The 17,061-nt window shown below is 59.7% G+C and carries 16 protein-coding genes; 10 read left to right on the top strand and 6 right to left on the bottom strand.

Translation table 11 applies throughout. The annotated features are described in order from the left end of the window. Positions 1-13: 13 nt before the first annotated feature. The 4 genes from TZ53_RS01920 (at position 14) to TZ53_RS01935 (ending at position 5,780) form a co-directional block, all read left to right on the top strand. The gene (locus tag TZ53_RS01920) at positions 14-1,327 is read left to right on the top strand and encodes an NAD(P)/FAD-dependent oxidoreductase (RefSeq protein ID WP_238320098.1); all 1,314 of its coding nucleotides are present in this window, start codon (positions 14-16) and stop codon (positions 1,325-1,327) included. A gap of 257 nt (positions 1,328-1,584) precedes the next feature. After that, the gene (locus tag TZ53_RS01925) at positions 1,585-3,747 is read left to right on the top strand and encodes a TonB-dependent siderophore receptor (RefSeq protein WP_044660249.1); all 2,163 of its coding nucleotides are present in this window, start codon (positions 1,585-1,587) and stop codon (positions 3,745-3,747) included. A 117-nt stretch (positions 3,748-3,864) separates the two neighbouring features. Then, the gene (locus tag TZ53_RS01930) at positions 3,865-4,857 is read left to right on the top strand and encodes a PepSY-associated TM helix domain-containing protein (RefSeq protein WP_238320164.1); all 993 of its coding nucleotides are present in this window, start codon (positions 3,865-3,867) and stop codon (positions 4,855-4,857) included. Beyond that, positions 4,854-5,780, top strand: coding sequence for a 2-hydroxyacid dehydrogenase (locus tag TZ53_RS01935; RefSeq protein WP_044660251.1), 927 nt, complete (start codon positions 4,854-4,856; stop codon positions 5,778-5,780). Before TZ53_RS01930 ends, TZ53_RS01935 begins: the two co-directional genes overlap by 4 nt. Positions 5,781-5,831: 51 nt before the next feature. Here TZ53_RS01935 and TZ53_RS01940 read toward each other — a convergent pair whose 3' ends face one another. Both TZ53_RS01940 and TZ53_RS01945 read right to left on the bottom strand, forming a co-directional pair. Then, positions 5,832-7,154: an aspartate aminotransferase family protein gene (locus TZ53_RS01940; RefSeq protein WP_084694296.1), complete on the bottom strand. Its 1,323-nt coding sequence runs from the start codon at positions 7,152-7,154 to the stop codon at positions 5,832-5,834. Continuing rightward, entirely contained in the window at positions 7,151-8,065 is a 915-nt protein-coding gene (locus TZ53_RS01945; RefSeq protein WP_238320165.1) for a phosphotransferase, read from the bottom strand. The genes TZ53_RS01940 and TZ53_RS01945 overlap by 4 nt, the downstream gene beginning before the upstream one ends. Between TZ53_RS01945 and TZ53_RS27420 the strand changes: the two genes are divergently transcribed. Continuing rightward, positions 7,994-8,197 (top strand): hypothetical protein, encoded by a 204-nt coding sequence (locus tag TZ53_RS27420; RefSeq protein WP_238320175.1) that lies wholly within the window; start codon positions 7,994-7,996, stop codon positions 8,195-8,197. The genes TZ53_RS01945 and TZ53_RS27420 overlap by 72 nt on opposite strands. Before the next feature lie 180 nt (positions 8,198-8,377). Here the strand turns inward: TZ53_RS27420 and TZ53_RS01950 are convergent, their stop codons facing one another. From TZ53_RS01950 to TZ53_RS01960, 3 genes are all read right to left on the bottom strand, one after another. Then, positions 8,378-8,869, bottom strand: coding sequence for an Lrp/AsnC family transcriptional regulator (locus TZ53_RS01950; RefSeq protein ID WP_238320099.1), 492 nt, complete (start codon positions 8,867-8,869; stop codon positions 8,378-8,380). A 60-nt stretch (positions 8,870-8,929) separates the two neighbouring features. After that, positions 8,930-9,550: a haloacid dehalogenase type II gene (locus TZ53_RS01955; RefSeq protein ID WP_044660253.1), complete on the bottom strand. Its 621-nt coding sequence runs from the start codon at positions 9,548-9,550 to the stop codon at positions 8,930-8,932. Between the two features lie 163 nt (positions 9,551-9,713). Further along, positions 9,714-10,178 carry an Lrp/AsnC family transcriptional regulator gene (locus tag TZ53_RS01960; protein ID WP_044660254.1) on the bottom strand — a complete coding sequence of 155 codons (465 nt, stop codon included), beginning with the start codon at positions 10,176-10,178 and terminating at the stop codon, positions 9,714-9,716. A gap of 203 nt (positions 10,179-10,381) precedes the next feature. Here TZ53_RS01960 and TZ53_RS01965 point away from each other — a divergent pair, with 203 nt between their 5' ends. Continuing rightward, complete coding sequence (locus TZ53_RS01965; protein WP_025548354.1) at positions 10,382-10,867, top strand: Lrp/AsnC family transcriptional regulator; 486 nt, start codon at positions 10,382-10,384, stop codon at positions 10,865-10,867. A 143-nt stretch (positions 10,868-11,010) separates the two neighbouring features. Here TZ53_RS01965 and TZ53_RS25490 read toward each other — a convergent pair whose 3' ends face one another. Continuing rightward, positions 11,011-11,748 carry a copper resistance protein B gene (locus tag TZ53_RS25490; protein WP_052628068.1) on the bottom strand — a complete coding sequence of 246 codons (738 nt, stop codon included), beginning with the start codon at positions 11,746-11,748 and terminating at the stop codon, positions 11,011-11,013. Positions 11,749-12,232: 484 nt separating this feature from the next. On the opposite strand from TZ53_RS25490, the gene TZ53_RS01975 reads away from it, so the two are divergent. The 4 genes from TZ53_RS01975 to rfbH all read left to right on the top strand — a co-directional run bounded on the left by TZ53_RS01975 (position 12,233) and on the right by rfbH (position 17,057). Continuing rightward, positions 12,233-13,726: a hypothetical protein gene (locus tag TZ53_RS01975; protein ID WP_044660255.1), complete on the top strand. Its 1,494-nt coding sequence runs from the start codon at positions 12,233-12,235 to the stop codon at positions 13,724-13,726. 123 nt (positions 13,727-13,849) lie between these two features. Beyond that, positions 13,850-14,617, top strand: a complete 768-nt coding sequence (rfbF, locus tag TZ53_RS01980; protein WP_044660256.1) for a glucose-1-phosphate cytidylyltransferase — start codon at positions 13,850-13,852, stop codon at positions 14,615-14,617. Continuing rightward, a complete protein-coding gene (gene rfbG, locus TZ53_RS01985) occupies positions 14,611-15,693 on the top strand; it encodes a CDP-glucose 4,6-dehydratase (protein WP_084694298.1) in 1,083 nt (360 codons plus the stop codon). The genes rfbF and rfbG overlap by 7 nt, the downstream gene beginning before the upstream one ends. Continuing rightward, entirely contained in the window at positions 15,690-17,057 is a 1,368-nt protein-coding gene (gene rfbH, locus TZ53_RS01990) for a lipopolysaccharide biosynthesis protein RfbH (protein WP_238320100.1), read from the top strand. The genes rfbG and rfbH overlap by 4 nt, the downstream gene beginning before the upstream one ends. Positions 17,058-17,061: the final 4 nt, after the last annotated feature.

Here is a 17,061-nt window from a genome sequence, read left to right on the forward strand (position 1 = left end):
CATGCCCGCCCCGTTGCGTTTCATCGAATCCTCGCCCGAACTTCCCGCCGAAGCAGACGCTGTCGTGATCGGCGGCGGGATCATTGGCGCTTTCACTTCCTATTATCTGGCCAAGCGCGGCTTCAAGGTCGCGCTGGTCGAAAAGGGCGTGGTCGGCGGCGAACAATCGAGCCGCAACTGGGGCTGGTGCCGCCAGCAAAATCGCGACGAGCGTGAATTGCCGCTGGCGACCAAGGCGCTCGACCTTTGGCAGGCATTTGGCGAGGATACGGGGGAAGATACCGGCTTCCGCCGCTGCGGCCTCTTCTATGTCAGCAATAATGACGAGGAACTCGACACCTGGGCGCGCTGGGGCGAATATGCCCGGTCGGTCGGCGTCAAGACGCGCATGTTGTCGAGCGAGGAGGCGACCCAGCACGCCCGCTTCACCGGCGAACGCTGGAAGGGGGGGGTACATTCGCAAAATGACGGCATCGCCAATCCCGGCATGGCCGTGCCGGCGGTCGCACGGGCGCTGATGCGCATGGGCAGCAGCGTGCATCAGGCGTGCGCGGCGCGGGGCATCGAAACCGCCGGCGGCGCGGTCAGCGGCGTGGTGACCGAGCGCGGCACGATCCGTACGCGGCTGGTGATTCATGCAGGCGGCGCATGGGCATCGTCCTTCCTGCGCCAGCTGGGCGTGGATTTTCCGCAGGCAACCGTGCGCCAATCGATCCTGGCGGTCGGCACGAGCGGTCTCAACCTCCCTGACGCATTCTACAGCAAGTCGCTGTCCATCACGCGGCGCGACGATGGCTGCCACACGCTGGCGATCAGCGGCCGCGCGAAGGTCGATCCCACGCTGCAATTTCTTCGCTATCAGAGCAAGTTCCTGCCGATGTTCAAGAATCGCTGGCGCAGCCTGTCTCCGGGCGGCCTGCACGGCCTTCGCGGTCGACATGAGGGAATGACGCGCTGGACTCTCGATGGCCCCACGCCGATGGAAAAGGTGCGTATCCTCGATCCGATCGCCGATCCCAAGACGGTGCGGCTGACGATCGAGCGCGCAGCCGACCTGATCCCTGCCCTGGGCTCGGTGCCGATGGTCGCGGCCTGGGCGGGCTTCGTGGACAGCACACCGGATGGCGTTCCGGTTATCGGCGAAATCCCGAACATCCCCGGCTTCATTCTGGCTGCTGGCTTTAGCGGCCATGGCTTTGGCATCGGTCCGGGTGCCGGACATCTGGTTGCGGATATCGCGTCGGGTCAAACCCCGATCGTCGACCCGAAACCCTATCGCCTTTCCCGGTTCAGTGGCGGCGAAAAGATCGACGTATCGGAATTTTGACCCGGGCAGATGAGGTGCGGACCGCCCCGCATGTTCATGCCGTGAGGGTTCATCGATTCACAATATTGCACCGGCCGGCCCGATGAATTTGACGTAATATTTCCGTAACGCGGCCTAGCCTGATCTGTAACAAGAGGTGGAAAGAACCACCCTGGCGAAGGCTTCCGCGACAGGCAGGACAAAGCCCGTGCGGACATAAAAAGCCAGCCCCACTTCGCAGGACATCGGGAACAGCGATTTCATAAGGGGAACACATCATGCGCATGTCATCGGTCCGCCGCCTTGGCTTCCTCGCGGGCTCCGCCGCCATCGCCCTGTCTGCCACGCTTTCGCCCGCCGCTCTGGCGCAAGAGCCGGCAGACCCGGCCTCCGACAGCACCATCGTGGTCACCGGCCTCAAGCGGCAATATTTCGGCGATACGCCGGTCAAGGAAATTCCCCAGGCGGTGCAGTTCCTGGAAGGCAAACTGCTCGACGATCTCAACATCACCCGCCTCGACACCGCGCTCGAACTGGCGAGCGGCGTGTCGCGCCAGAATAATTTTGGCGGCCTTTGGGACAGTTTCGCGATCCGCGGCTTTGCGGGCGACGAGAATTTCCCGAGCGGCTTTCTGGTCAACGGCTTCAACGGCGGACGTGGCTATGGCGGTCCGCGCGACGCGTCGAACGTCGAACGGATCGAGATTCTGAAAGGCCCCAACTCGGCGTTGTTCGGGCGCGGCGAGCCGGGCGGCACGGTCAACATCGTGACCAAGAAACCGACCTTCAAGGAAGGCGGCAGCTTCGCCATATCCGCAGGTAGCTGGGAGACATACCGGGTCGAAGCGGACTATAACCTGCCGCTGTCGGACAGCGTCGCGGTGCGGATCAACGGGTCGTCCGAGCAGGCGGAAAGCTTCCGCGACACGGTCAACACGCAGAAATATACGCTCACCCCGTCCTTCCTGGCCAAGCTGTCTGATGCCGACATCTTCACATATGAACTGGAATATGTGAACCAGGAGGTACCTTTTGAGCGCGGCGTGGTGGCGATCCCGACTGTCAACGCCAACGGCTCTATCAGCTATAATCTGGGCGCTATCCCCAACAGCCGGTTCCTCGGCAATCCCAATGACGGCCCGGTCAAGGTCGAGGTGCTGGGCCATCAAGCGCAGTACCAGCATGATTTCAGCGCGGATTGGACGCTGATGCTGGGTGCGGGCTACAAGGACACCACGTTCGAGGGCTTTTCCAGCGATCCGGAACTGGTGCTTAGCCGACAGCGGCTCGACAATGACGGGCGCACCTTGACCCGCCAGCGCCGTTATCGCGATTACAGCACCACCCATATGGTGTTCCGCGGGGAGCTCAGCGGAAAGGTCAACACGGGATCGATCGTCCATAATATCCGCATCGGCGCGGACTGGGATCGCTTCAAGATCAAGACCTACCAGACCCGCTATCGTCCGATCGCTTCCGACCAGTCCTATGCGATCGACATTTTCAACCCCAACTACAACATTCCCGCGCCCACGCCGGGAACCGTGATCCAGAACGCGACCGAAATCCAGAAGGCCTGGGGCATCTACGCGCAGGACCAGATCGAGATTACCGAGCAGTTCAAGATACGCTTTGGCGGCCGCTATGACGATTTCAGCCAGGATATAGATCTGCGCCTCAACAACACCAATCCGCGCAAATCCTATACCAAGTTCAGCCCGATGGCCGGCCTCGTGTTCGAGCCGGTGAGTAGCCTGTCCTTCTACGCCAGCTATGGCAAGGGCTTCCGTCCCAACAGCGGCGTGGGCTTCGACGGCAATCCTTTCGCGCCGGAAATCAGCAAATCCTATGAAGTTGGCGCCAAGTTCATGACGGCCGACGGACGCATCACCAGCACCCTGTCGCTCTATAAGATGAAGAAGGATAATGTACTGACGACCGACCCGGCCAACGCGGGCTTTTCCAAGCCGGTGGGGTCGGCAAAGAGCAAGGGCATCGAGTTTGACCTCAACGCCAAGCTGCCCGCCGGGTTCGAGCTGTTCCTGACCTATGCCTATACCGATGCGGAGTGGGCGACCAACGCGCTCGATCCCAATTTCGGCTTCCAGATCCTCAAAGGCGATCCGCTCATCAACATTCCCAAGCATCAGGGCAATGCGCTGCTGTTCAAGAATTTCTCGATCGGGGACCATGAGGCGATGCTGGGTGCGGGCGTCAACCACGTCGGCAGGCGGCTGGGGGAGACAGCGACGACCTTCTTCCTGCCTAGCTACACCATCGCCAAGGTGCTGGGATCGTTCAACATCACCGACCAGATCAAGCTGTCGGCGGATGTGAACAACCTCTTCAACAAGAAATATTATGCCAGCTCCTATGCGGCATTGTGGGTCGCGCCGGGTACGCCGCGACAGTTCACCGTCCGCGCGAGCTTCAACTTCTGATGCAATGCCAGGCCGCCGGCATTTTCGTGCCGGCGGCCTGGCATTGCCCCTTTTTAACACAGGCATATCATGTCCCGGCTGCAATGGCTTCGCCTTCATCGCTATGCCGGCCTGACCATGGCACTTTTCCTGCTCGTTCAGGCGCTCACTGGCGCGCTGCTCCTCTATCGTGGACCTATTGAGCGCCTGCTCGATCCCGCGGGCCAGACCAGCCGGGGAAGAGCTGCGCTTATTTCAGCGGGAGAGGCGGCACGCGCCGCCAACAGCGCAATGCCTGGCACGCATCTCATCCGTCTGTTCGCCCCGGACTCCGACCGCGCCACATGGTTCGCCCATATGTCCGATGCGGATGGCCGCCGCACCTATGCCTCGATCGACCCGGCCGGCGGCGCGGTGCTGCGGGCCGGCGACCTGACCTGCTTCCCGCTCGAAGCGGCGCTACAGATTCATTACCGCCTTCTCACCGGCCGAGCCGGGATGATGGTGATCGCACTCAACGGGCTGGCGCTGGCGATCATGGCGGTGAGCGGAGTTGGTTATTGGTGGCCCAGGCGCAATCCCGCCAAGGCGCTGGCAATTCGATGGAGGCTTTCGCCTCGCCTCGTCCTGCGGCAGGTGCATCGGACCCTGGGTGTTATCGCCAGCGGCTTTCTCATTCTCATCTCTTGCACGGGTTTCCTGCTCGTTTTTCCGGATTTGGCCGGGAGCGGGGTTTCCGTTCCGCCGGCGAATATATCGGCTCTTCAGATCGATCGGAGTGTGACCCTCGCGCAAGGCATTTTCCCCGGCGCCGCGCTCCGTGACATAAGGGTCGGTGGTGACAGGCTGACCGTCAATTTCCATGCGCCGGAACGGAATGGGCGCGCGGTCGATGGCGTCGCGGTGGCCTTGCCGTCTCCCCACATCTTGAGTGCCATGCCCGCCTCCCGCAGCCGCGCGCTCTGGATGGTCCTGCTTCCCATTCATACCGGCGAGTTCATAGGCCTTACCGGCTCCGCTCTCTGGCTACTCGTCGCCCTCTCCCTAATCGCGCTGGCGCTCACCGGCCCGCTCATGTGGTGGCACGTTGCAACTCAGCGCCGCCGCGCTCCTCGAAAGGTTCCGACATGACCCTGCTCTACACCTCCGATCCTGCGCGCGGCCGGGTCTTGCGTGACATTTTCGCGCGGGAAGCGGCCGACATTGCCTTTGTCGAGCCGCCCGAAAGCTACGATCCGAGCGCCATCCGCTATCTGGTCGCCTGGAGTCCCTCGGCGGAACTGATCGCGAGCCTTCCCAATCTGGAAGTTCTCTTCTCGATCGGTGCCGGGGTCGACCAATTCAACATGGACGGTCTGCCGCCCCATATTGACGTGGTGCGGATGATTGAGCCCGGGATCGTGGCGGGCATGGTGGAATATGCGACGATGGCGGTTCTGATGCTACACCGCGACGTTATCGCCTACCGGGAAGCCCAGCGGGAAGAGCGCTGGTCACCGATCAAGCTCGTTCCGGCGCAGCATCGTCGCGTCGGGGTCATGGGCCTGGGCCAATTGGGTCAGGCTGTGCTCGAAGCGTTACGCCCATTTGGCTTTGCGCTATCGGGCTGGAGCCGTTCACTGCATCGGCTGGCGGGCGTGACATGTCATGCCGGCACGACGGGGCTTGGTGACTTCCTCGCCGAATGCGACATTCTCTTGTGCCTTCTCCCGCTGACGCCGGAAACGCGCGGCATCCTGTGCCGCGACCTGCTCTTGCAACTGCCCCGGGGCGCGTCGCTCATCAACGCCGCGCGTGGCGGCCATCTCGTGACAGAGGATCTGCTGGCCTTGCTCGATGAAGGCCATATCTCCGCAGCCTCGCTTGACGTCACCGATCCCGAACCGTTGCCGACAGGCCACCCTATCTGGAGTCATCCCCGCATTCTGCTCACCCCGCATGTCGCGAGCATGACGCGCGCGGACAGCGCCGCCCACGCCCTCATCGCCAATATCCGCCGCCATCGGGCGGGAACAGCGATGGAAGGCAAGGTAGAACGCAGCACAGGCTATTGAAAGCACGACAGGCAAGTCGGAACCGGAGGGGTTTGCCGCCCCTTCGGCATTTTAAAGCTCCAGCGCCTTGTCCAGCACATCGACGAACAGATCGACATTCTCCCGGCTGAAGATCAACGGCGGACGGATCTTGAGGATGTTGTGATCCGCGCCGCACGCGCTGATCAGCACGCCGTTCTCACGCATGGCATTCACGACCTGGGTTGTTCGGGCACGGTCGCTCGCCTGGCTCTCCTGGTCCGTCACGATATCGGCGGCAACGAAAAGGCCAGCGCCGCGCACATGCCCGAGGCAAGCGTGCCGCTCCCGCAAGGCCTCGACTCGGCTCAGGAGATAAGCCCCGACATCACAAGCGTTGTCCATGATATGGTCGCGCTTGATGACCTTGAGCACCGCCGCCGCTGCTGCGCAGGAAACCGCGTTGCCCGCGAACGTGTTGAAATAGCGGGAACTGCGCCCGAACTCCTCAACCACGTCATGCCGGGTCAACAGACCGGCAATCGGCTGTCCGTTGCCCATGGGCTTGCCAAGCGTCACGATGTCGGGATCAATGCCATGCCGCTGGAACCCCCACATATGGCTTCCGGTCCGGCCGAAGCCCGGCTGCACCTCGTCGGCGACGAAAATGCCGCCGGCTTTGCGGATCGCCTCGACTGCACCCTTCAGGAATCCGGGCTCTTCGGGAAGGATGCCGTCACTCGTGAAAAGCGAATCCACGATGAGCATGGCAGGCCGGATACCGTGCCTCTTCATATCGGCGATCGCCGACTCCACGTCGCGCGCGAAGCGTTCGCCGACATTGGGACCGGTACGATAGGCCGCTGGCGCGGGAACGGTGCGCACATGCATCCCCAGCGGAACGCCCTCACCCAATGTCGGAGAGAATTTCGAAACCGCGTCGGTTATGCCATGATAGGCGGTCTCAGTGATGATGACACCGGTTCCGCCAGTGCGAACCTGCGCGATGCGATAGGCAAGATCGTTCGCTTCGCTGCCTGAGCCGGTCAGCATCATATGCGACAAATCGCCCTCCACGGTCGAAAGAAGACTGTCGGCGAGCTCAAGGATGGTTTCGTGCAGATAGCGCGTGTTTGTGCATAGCGTCGCCACCTGTCGGGTGATCGCTTCTACGACATCAGGATGGCAATGGCCGAGCGACACGACATTGTTGTAGGTATCGAGATAGCGCCGTCCATCGGGGTCGTAGAGCCACACACCCTCGCCACGGACGAAATGGAGCGGCTTTTGGTACATCAACCGATAAGCGGGCCCAAGCAGTCGGTCACGCTGTTCGATCATCCGCGCCTCATGTGCATCGAGTTCGACTTGCCCGGGGATGAAGGCGTTTACGGAGGACACGTCCACGAAGGTCATTCATTGTCTCCTGACTGGCAGAATTGAAGCAAACGGCGGCTGGCCTCGGCACGAGGCAGCTGGTCGATATGGTCGAGGCCCGCCCATGCGAGACCGTTATTACGCATGATATAGGCGCGATTTTCGGGGTAACGTGTCGCGCGCCATTCGGTGATGAGCACCGTGATAACAAGCCGCGCCATCACCAGGTCCAGCATCACGGTCTGCTCCGCCGGCTCCAGCTGCAGCCGATCGTGATAGGCGCCGATCATTTCCGCTGCATTCCGAAGCGGGTCGGGACCGTCCACCAGTTGATAGGCAGCGGCAGTCGCGATCTCGCCCACGAGCGGCCCGTGGATCACATCGCCAAAATCGATGATAGCCGCCACCTCGTCGGTGCGGTCCGGTCGGACCAGCACATTGCCAAGGTTGAAATCATTATGGATCACCTGCGCGCGCAGCTTGGTGAGTGCCGGCAGTGTGTTTGCCTCATAATGATCCATGAAGCGCCGGACGAGCACGCGCCGCGCCGGGTCGGCAATGCTGTCGATCATCCCGGCAAGGCGATGCGCGGCCGCCACGTTCCAGAGCAAATCATGTTCTGCCGCCGGATGGACAAAGTCATGAAGGGCCTGATCGAGCGCGGCGAGACAGCGGCCCAGCGCCTGACGCAGCGCCGTCGTCCTGGGCGAGGCGACAAGCGGCGTGCCCGGCAGGAATGTCAGCATCCGAAGGATCGAAGCGCGACCGTCGGCCAAGGATATGTCCGTGTGATACCGCCCGTCGAGGGCCGCCACTGGATGTGGCACGGGCAATGAAGGCTCCGCCTCCTTGAGATGATTGAGCACAGCATTTTGCAGATGCACGATTTCGCGCGCTTCGGCGGGGTTCGATATCTTCAGGAGGAACTGGCTGCCGTCGGGGGCGGTCATCCTGAAGTTGCGATCCCTTTCTCCACTCAGTTCAACGGCATGGAGCGCCTTGCCGAAGATGTTTCGCGCCAGGTCTTCTGCATCCTGCGCGCCGAGTTGGGGCGGCTGGGTGGTAAGCGTCGGATCGAGTAGCATATTTCGCCCCATGTTGATCGAGCCGCGATGGTATTTCCTGCGCAATCCGATAGATTTCGACGTTCCGCATGCTGGCATGCTATGAGGGACATGCTGCCGTAAAATGTGCCGAATTCGTGCGGAGTGCCGATCGATCAGGCTGCGATTTGAACCGCCTCGAGCATCTTTATGCCCATGTCAGTCCGCCGATTGGACGAGATCGAGGAATCCGCGTTGCCCGACCTCGAAACTGCGCACGACGAAATAACTGAAATAGCGGTCGACCAGACCGCTTTCCTCGACGATCTTCATGATCGTTTGGGAATAATGCGACACTGACCGGGTCACGAACTTCAATATATAATCGCAATCGCCGCTGATGCGCGCGCATTCCTGAAGTTCGTCGATAGTCTTCAGCTTCTGCTCGAAGCGCGACACCGTTCCCATACGCCGGTCATGCAAGGTAATCTCCGCGAATACCGTGACCAGTTCGCCGATCGCCGCAAGATTGATACGTGCGCCATAGCCGGTGATGTAGCCCGCCGCTTCAAGGCGATCCACCCGCGTCAGGCAAGGGCTGGGCGACAGACCCACCTTCTCCGCCAAGGCAGAATTGGTGATACGGCCATTCCTTTCGAGAACGGCCATGATTCGCAGGTCGGTCGCGTCCAGCTTGATGGTCCTTTTCACGGCGACGGCAATTCCTCTATTCAGCGAAGTTGAAATGGCCGGCCATCCGCACCCACGATCTCAAAGTCCCAGCAATGCCGGCAGATCGTTGAAATCGCGAATGCGGGTGAGACCATAATGTTCTGTCGGCGGCTCATGCCCGCGATCGACAAAGACCTTCGCGCCAAATCCAAGATCATCGGCGGTCATCAGATCGTAGCGCGGGCTCGATGACACATGCATCATAACTTCAGGCGAACAGCCCAGGCGGTCGAACATATATTCGAAGGGCCGCATGAGCGGCTTGTAGGCACCCGCCTCCTCCGCCGTCAGAACAGCGTGGAAGGGCACGCCGATGTTGCGGGCGCTGTGTGGGATCAGGTCCACCATGCTATTGGACAGGATGACCAGCGGATAATGATCGGCGATTCGCGACAGCGGACCCGGAACGTCCGGGTGCGGTTGCCACGTCGGAACGGCATCGTATAAAGCCTGCGCATCCTTGGCTTCGAAAATGACGCCGTGCTTCCGACACGTACGCTCGATCGAATTGGCGACGACATCATGGAAAGGCTTCCAGGCACCAAGAACCTCGTCAAGGCGATAGGCGCGAAAGGATGCCAGGAAGGGCTCCATTTCCGATGGGTCTACCCGATCGGCAAAAATTTCGCGCGCGGTCGGCCCCATGATGAAGTTTATCATCGTTCCATAGCAGTCAAAGCTGATAAATTTGGGTCTGAACACCGGGCCGTACCTTTGCTGTCGTTGAAGGGCCTGATGAATAGCGTCTCTCTATCGATAATTTCCGCTGTGCATTAAATTGTCCGAAGCGAATTCTTCCAATTTTTGGCGCCTTCACCAAAGATCAATCGCTAAGCGGCAGCGACGAATTGCGGATCGGCGTGCTGGAAACGATGAATATGGAATAGCTTTGGATGCCGAGATCCGCTTGCCATATCTGTTCCAGAATTCGCGCCGGCCCATCATAGCCCTGAGCAACGATTTTCACCAGATAATCGAATTTGCCGTTCACCATGTGGAACTCGACCACCTCGGCTATACGCAAGACGGCCCTTTCGAACCGCTCCGCCTCCGCCCGCCGATGGTTTTTCAAGATCACCTGCACATAAGCGGTGACGAAATCGCCAAGCTTAGCGAGATCGAAATGGGCGTTATAGCCGATCACGATCCCCGCCGCCTCGAGCTTCTTGATCCTTGCCAGACAGGGACTGGCCGACAGTCCCACCGCTTCCGCCAGATCGACATTGCTGATGCGGCCGCTCGTCTGCAGCTTGCGGAGAATTTTGATATCGATCCGGTCGAGCTTCATTTCGCTGGTCTGTTTCCCCGTCCCATCTGCTTTCGGCAGGCCAAGGGGTCTGCCTGTCCATCATGCGGTAATGCCGCCAAAGATTCTGCGGTTCAGGAGCTTTGTACAATCTAAATATCAGGCTTGGACGTATAGAGCCGATGGATTCTGCCGACCGAAAAATCATAGCATCGGCCGCGCGGATCGCGCGGGTGGAGCGTGCAATGGAAAAACTGGACCGGTTGGATTTCAAGATATTGTCCTATCTCCAGGAACAGGGTCGCGTCACGAACGTCGGTCTGGCGAACGCCATCGGCTTGTCCGCCAGTCCATGTCTCAGCCGGCTGAAGAGGCTGGAGGATGCAGGTTACATAAAATCCTACGGTGCGCGGGTCGCGCTGGAGAAAATGGGCGATTACCTGATGGTGTTCACCGAGGTGACATTGGCCGATCACCGCGTTGCCGATTTCGGGCGCTTCCTCGCGCGAGCGAGGGAAGTATGCGAAATCGTCGAGTGCCACCATGTCAGCGGAGGCTATGACTATTTCCTGAAGGTCGTCGCCCGCAGCGTCAGCCATTATCAGCGCATCATCGAGGGGCTGCTGGAGAGCGACGCGGGCATCGAGAAATATTTCAGCTATATCGTTCTGGGTTCTCCAATCATGCGCGACGGCTTTCCGATCGAGCGCCTGTTTGGCGGTGCGGAGTAGTCGGCCGACTGCTTCCCTGATCGCCTACAGCCGTTGCGGCAGGCTCGTGCCCCCTGCCGAAAATTACCATCCGGCGCCGGTTGAGCTCGCCACGAATAGGCTCGCGACACGCCGACAGACCGAATCTTGGCAGATCTGAAAAGTCACAGGCTGAAGCCGAACCCGATCACCGCCATGGTCGACTGCAACGCATCGCCCGATTGACGCGCCAGCCGACGGGTGCCGCCAAGCAATCGTTCATGGACCACCGCTGTATAGATATTGATCTTGGGCGTCAGCCGATAGCGGAGGCGGAGCGTCCCTTCGCCTTCGGTGAGGCCGGAAGCCACGCCCTGCCCTGCCGCGCCCTGCGCGGACCATCCGACCGCCACGCGTGGTTCGAGATAGAGCCGCCCCGTGATCGGCAACTGGTAGATGAGTTGCCCTTCACCGGTCAGTTGCGCATCGTCCGAGAGGAAGAGGTAGCTCTCCCAGCTAAGGCGCGAGCCCACTGTGCCCTGCACTCCGATCGCGGCGTGGAGGTCGCGCGGATGGGGTTTGAAATCCTTCCGCACACCCGCCAGCCACGTCGTGTTTCCCACCGTATGTCCAAAGAAGAGGCGGGCCTGCACCTCATCGATCTGGCCGCCCAGCGCTCCGCCTCCCTGGGTCACCAGCATGACCTGATCGGTCGCACCGCCGTAGGAAAAGGTGCCGTCGAGAAGAAAGGCATCGTCCCCCTTCCCCATCCGCATTTCGATAAGGTCGAAGCCGCCCGACAAGGTCAACGCGCTCGTTCCTTCATCCTGCGCCATCACCGGCGAGCAAATGGCTGCGAAACACAGCGCCGACAAGGCGACACCGAAGAAGCGCCGTTTCTGTCCCGATCCCCGTTGCGGCATGGAAGAACAATAATGGTCAGCGTACGGTGTTATCGCGCGAAGCCGCGCTTCCTTTGCCCCCTAGGATGGCAAATTATTGCTGGCGCGCGGCAGCTTATGCCGCGATACGAGGCGCAGAGCCAGAAGCAGGGCCCACCACCAGACCACTGGAGACGCGCGGCGGCCCGCCAGTAGTTCTGGTTTGTCTCGCGCCTGGCTCTGGCGGGGGGTGGAATGATATCGGACAGAAATCATGCTCTCGACGCAAACGCTTTGGCATTTACTTGCACGAAGTTGATTATAAATCATTTGCTGCGCAAATGGGGGTTGCGCTGGATTGGCGATGAGCCACGGATGGGGGACACATAAGCCTATGACAGGGCATTCAACGGGCGGGGTCGGCGCAATTGCTAGGGATCACTGTTCCCCTTGGAAAAGCGGCACAGAACGCCTTCTGACACTGCTTACCTTGCAGAACCGCTCAAGGCGGATCGGCCCGGGGTTTATGCTTTCAATTATTATAACGATTTTAGGATTCCAAAATCTTCTACTTTGGCGATTTTTGGGAATTTTCCCAAACTGGCTCTATGCAATGGGCATTCTGCTTGTCGGATTTATGTCCTGGTCCATGACAAGGATGCAGCAGCTATCGCACAGTCATGCGGATATGGAGGCTAGCCAAACCCCCACCTGGCGGAGGATGTTTCTCCTGGCTTTGGTCGCGCTGGCCATCTTCATTCTCGGTGGCGAAGGCCGCTTTTTCTACGCCAGCCCCGATTGGCAGGTACGTGATTCTGTCTTACGCGACCTCGCCGTCTATCCTTGGCCGTTCGCCTATCGGTTCGATAACCATATCGAACTCCTGCGTGCACCGCTCGGCATGTACCTTCTCCCGGCAGTCGCAGCCAAGGCGTTCGGTCTCGCAACAGCCGATCTGGCTCTGCTCATCCAGAACAGCCTTTTTCTCACGCTGATCTTTGGCCTTGGATCGATGCTGTTCACGACATCGCATGCACGCGCTCGAGCTCTAGTAATCGTTATCTTCTTCAGCGGCATGGATGTTATCGGCCAGTGGCTCCAATGGCATGCGAATGGGCATCCTTTCCCAGACCATATCGAGCAGTGGGGGATAACCCAATATTCTTCGCACATCACGCAGGCATTCTGGGTTCCGATGCACGCGCTGTCCGGCTGGTTGGGTGCAGTGCTGTTTCTTCTATGGCGGGAGAAGCGGATTTCGCTCGGACAGATGTATGCGCCTGTGCCGCTGCTGATGCTAATGTCTCCACTTGCCGTTATGGGCATCCTTCCCTTTGCCGCCTATGCCGGGGTCGTGACCCTGTGGAAACGTGAACTCCGGGTCAATGATGTCCTGCGCCCAGCAATCACCACACTTCTCACCCTACCCGCCATACTCTATCTCGGAGCAGGCAGCGGCGAGGTCGGTCTGCGGATCATATCTCTCCCGCCCCTTCCCTACATGCTGTTTGAATTGCTCGAGGTCATACCCTTTGTTGCAGGAGCCGCGTTGATCGGTAGTCCGAGTACCGGCGAGCGAGCGACCTTGCTGCTGGTAGCGGCTTGCCTCCTGCTCATGCCCTTGGTGCAACTGGGCGAAGGGACGGATTTTACGATGCGGACCTCCATCCCGGCGCTTGCTATCCTGGCGGTCCAGATATCCCGGGCCTTTGATCGCGCGGCCACTGACCGCACATTCCGTCGACCCGCGATCATCATGGCGGGCATGCTGTTGCTGGGGTCAGTGACGGGGATGGTCGAAATCGCGCGGGCTGCGATGAACAAGCCTTCGCCGCAGGTTTATTGCAACATGGCGACATCCATATATCAGGTCGCTTACCTGCGGCAGAGTTCCAGCAGAGCAACATATTTCGCCGCGCTCGATGACGTGCCTGGCGTGATCAGGCCGCAGCCTTCAACCATTTTGAGCCATGAGACTGCGCGATGCTGGGACCGCCCTTGGCAAGCAAGACGATTCTAAGCGATCACTCCGACCTTCGAACACCCTGGGACGCGAGATGATGAATTTTGGTGGTGATGATCTGTATGTGTGGCTAAGAAATAGCGGGGCCGACGCTAACATGACGTCGCTGGGGGTAGGTTGATGCAAGCAGTCATTCTTGCCGGAGGGTTGGGCACTCGGCTGGGCGAGGAAACGTCCATCCGTCCCAAACCAATGGTCGAAATCGGCGGGATGCCGATCATCTGGCACATCATGAAAATCTATTCGGCCGCAGGCGTGACCGACTTTATCGTCTGCCTCGGGTACAAGGGCTATATGATAAAGGAGTATTTCGCGAATTATTTCCTTCATACCGCCGACGTAACCATCGACCTGAAGAAGAACAGTGTCGAGGTCCATCAGAACTGGAGCGAGCCCTGGCGGATCACATTGGTCGACACCGGGGCTGACACACAGACCGGTGGGCGGTTAAAGGGTATAGCCAACCATCTTACTGAGGGGGAGCCTTTCTGCTTCACCTATGGGGATGGTGTCGCCGATATCGATATCTCCAGTCTCGTCGCATTCCATCGCAGTCATGGGAAGAGAGCGACGATCACTGCGGTCGCGCCCCCGGGCCGCTTTGGAGCCATTGAGTTTGACGGCGAACTGGTGCGCAGTTTCCGCGAAAAACCGGCTGGAGACGGCGGCCTGATCAACGGCGGCTTTTTCGTTGCGGACAGGTCGGTGATCGACCTGATCGACGGCCCCGAAACCATTTGGGAGCAAAAGCCGCTCGAGCATCTTGCGGCGACCGGGGAACTGGTCGCTTATCGTCATGATGGCTTCTGGCATCCGATGGATACGCTTCGCGACAAACTCTATCTGGAATCGCTCTGGGAACAGGGTGCGCCTTGGAAAAGATGGTGACCGCCTCCTTTTGGAACGGTCGGCGCATACTCGTCACCGGCCATACGGGCTTCAAGGGCGGATGGCTTTCGCTTTGGCTGCATCGGTTGGGAGCCCATGTCACGGGTTTGTCGCTGCCACCACCTACCCGACCCAGCTTCTTCGAACAAACGCATCTTCGCGATCTCGTGAACCATGTCGAAGGCGACATTCGCGACATGCATACGGTCTCGAAAGTGGTCGAAGCTGCACGTCCGGAGATCGTGTTTCACCTCGCTGCTCAGCCTCTGGTCCGCTATTCATACGCCAATCCGGTAGAAACCTACGCGACCAACGTTATGGGCACGGTGCATGTACTGGAAGCCTGCCGCACCAGCGATAGCGTCCGGGCCGTAATTTGTGTCACGACAGACAAATGCTATGAGAATCGCGAATGGGTTTGGCCGTATCGCGAAAATGATCCGATGGGCGGCTACGATCCGTACAGCAGCAGCAAGGGAGCTGCGGAACTCGCTATCGCAGCGTATCGGCGCTCTTACCCTGACGGGCCAAAGATTGCCTCTGCACGCGCCGGCAACGTGATCGGCGGCGGCGACTGGGCGGAGGATCGCCTTATCCCGGACATCATCCGCGCACTAGGCGCGGGGGAACGACCGATGATCCGTAATCCTGCCTCGATCCGGCCCTGGCAACATGTCCTGGAGGCATTGTCCGGCTATCTCGCGATCGGAACTCGGCTGATCGAGGGCCGCGACGATATGGCGACAGCCTGGAATTTCGGTCCTTCCGACGATGATGCCCGCCCTGTGAGTTGGATCGTCGAGCGGATGCTTGCCGTTTGGGGTTCGTCAAATGGATGGGACCAACCCTCCACTCCTCAACCGCATGAAGCGGCCATGCTGAAATTGGATTCGAGCAAAGCGCGCAACGAACTAGGCTGGAAGCCGAAACTTAGCCTAAACCAAGCATTAACCAAAATAGTGGATTGGCATAAGGACGTGGCGCGCGGGGGAGATGCCCGCGAAATCAGCCTGCTTCAGATCGACGAATATATGGCGTGCGGAACTGTGCGGACGAGCGAGGACCAATGGGCGTGAACGATATACCTGGAGCTTCGCAACTGCAGGCCTTGGCCGAACAGTCGGATGAGGCGCAACTGCGCCATCTTATCCTCGATCTCGTTGGGGAATATGCCCGCCGCCACCATGCCCCGCAGACCTTCGTCCCCGGCGAAAGCCCTGTGCCGGTTTCCGGCAAGGTTTATGGTGCGGAAGACATGCAGGCTCTCGTCGACTCATCGCTGGATTTCTGGCTGACGACCGGCCGCTTCAACGCCGCGTTCGAGGAAAAGCTTGCGGCACGCATCGGTGTCCAGCATGCGCTGACGACCAATTCCGGTTCCTCGGCCAATCTGTTGGCATTGTCATCGCTATGCTCTCACTATCTCAGGGGAGATGCGCTCAAACCCGGCGACGAGGTGATTACAGTCGCAACCGGTTTTCCGACCACCGTAAATCCGGCACTGCAATATGGGCTGGTTCCGGTATTCGTCGACGTCGATATCCCGACCTATAATATCAAGCCCGACGCGATCGAGGCCGCGGTGTCCGACCGGACCCGCGCCATCATGATCGCCCACACGCTCGGCAACCCCTTCGATCTGAGCGAGGTGATGCGGGTCGCGGAGAAATATGATCTCTGGGTCGTCGAGGATTGCTGCGATGCGCTCGGCGCCACCTATGGCGGGCAGAATGTCGGCACTTTCGGCGACATCGGAACGTTGAGTTTCTATCCCGCCCATCACATCACCATGGGCGAAGGGGGAGCGGTCTTCACGGACAAGCCACGGCTCAAGCGCGTTATCGAATCGATGCGCGATTGGGGACGGGATTGCTGGTGCGCCCCAGGTATGGACAATACATGCGGCAAGCGCTTCTGCCGCAGGCTTGGTGATCTGCCGATGGGCTATGATCATAAATATACCTACAGCCATTGCGGTTATAATCTGAAGATTACCGACATGCAGGCGGCCGTCGGCCTGGCTCAGCTTGACCGCCTTGAGGGTTTCATAACGGCCCGGCGGCGCAATTTCGATTTGCTCACACAGCTTCTGAAGCCTTTCGAAGACGCATTCATCCTGCCGGAAGCCACGCCGGATAGCGAGCCTTCTTGGTTCGGATATCCGATCACCATCCGTCAGAGCGCGCCTTTTACGCGCGATGAGCTGGTGCGACACCTTGATGCGCACCGCGTTGGTACGCGGCTCCTGTTCGGTGGCAATCTCATCCGCCAGCCCTATATGCGCGGGCGGAATTATCGCGTCGTCGGCTCTCTCGACAATGCGAATTTCGTGACCGAAAGCACCTTTTGGATCGGCCTTTATCCCGGACTGGGGGAACTCCACCTGGAATATGTGGCGGAAACCATAGAGGCTTTTTTAAGGAATTATGTTAATAACTAAGCCT

This window comes from Sphingobium sp. YBL2, assembly GCF_000943805.1.
GTDB classification, from domain to species: domain Bacteria; phylum Pseudomonadota; class Alphaproteobacteria; order Sphingomonadales; family Sphingomonadaceae; genus Sphingobium; species Sphingobium fuliginis.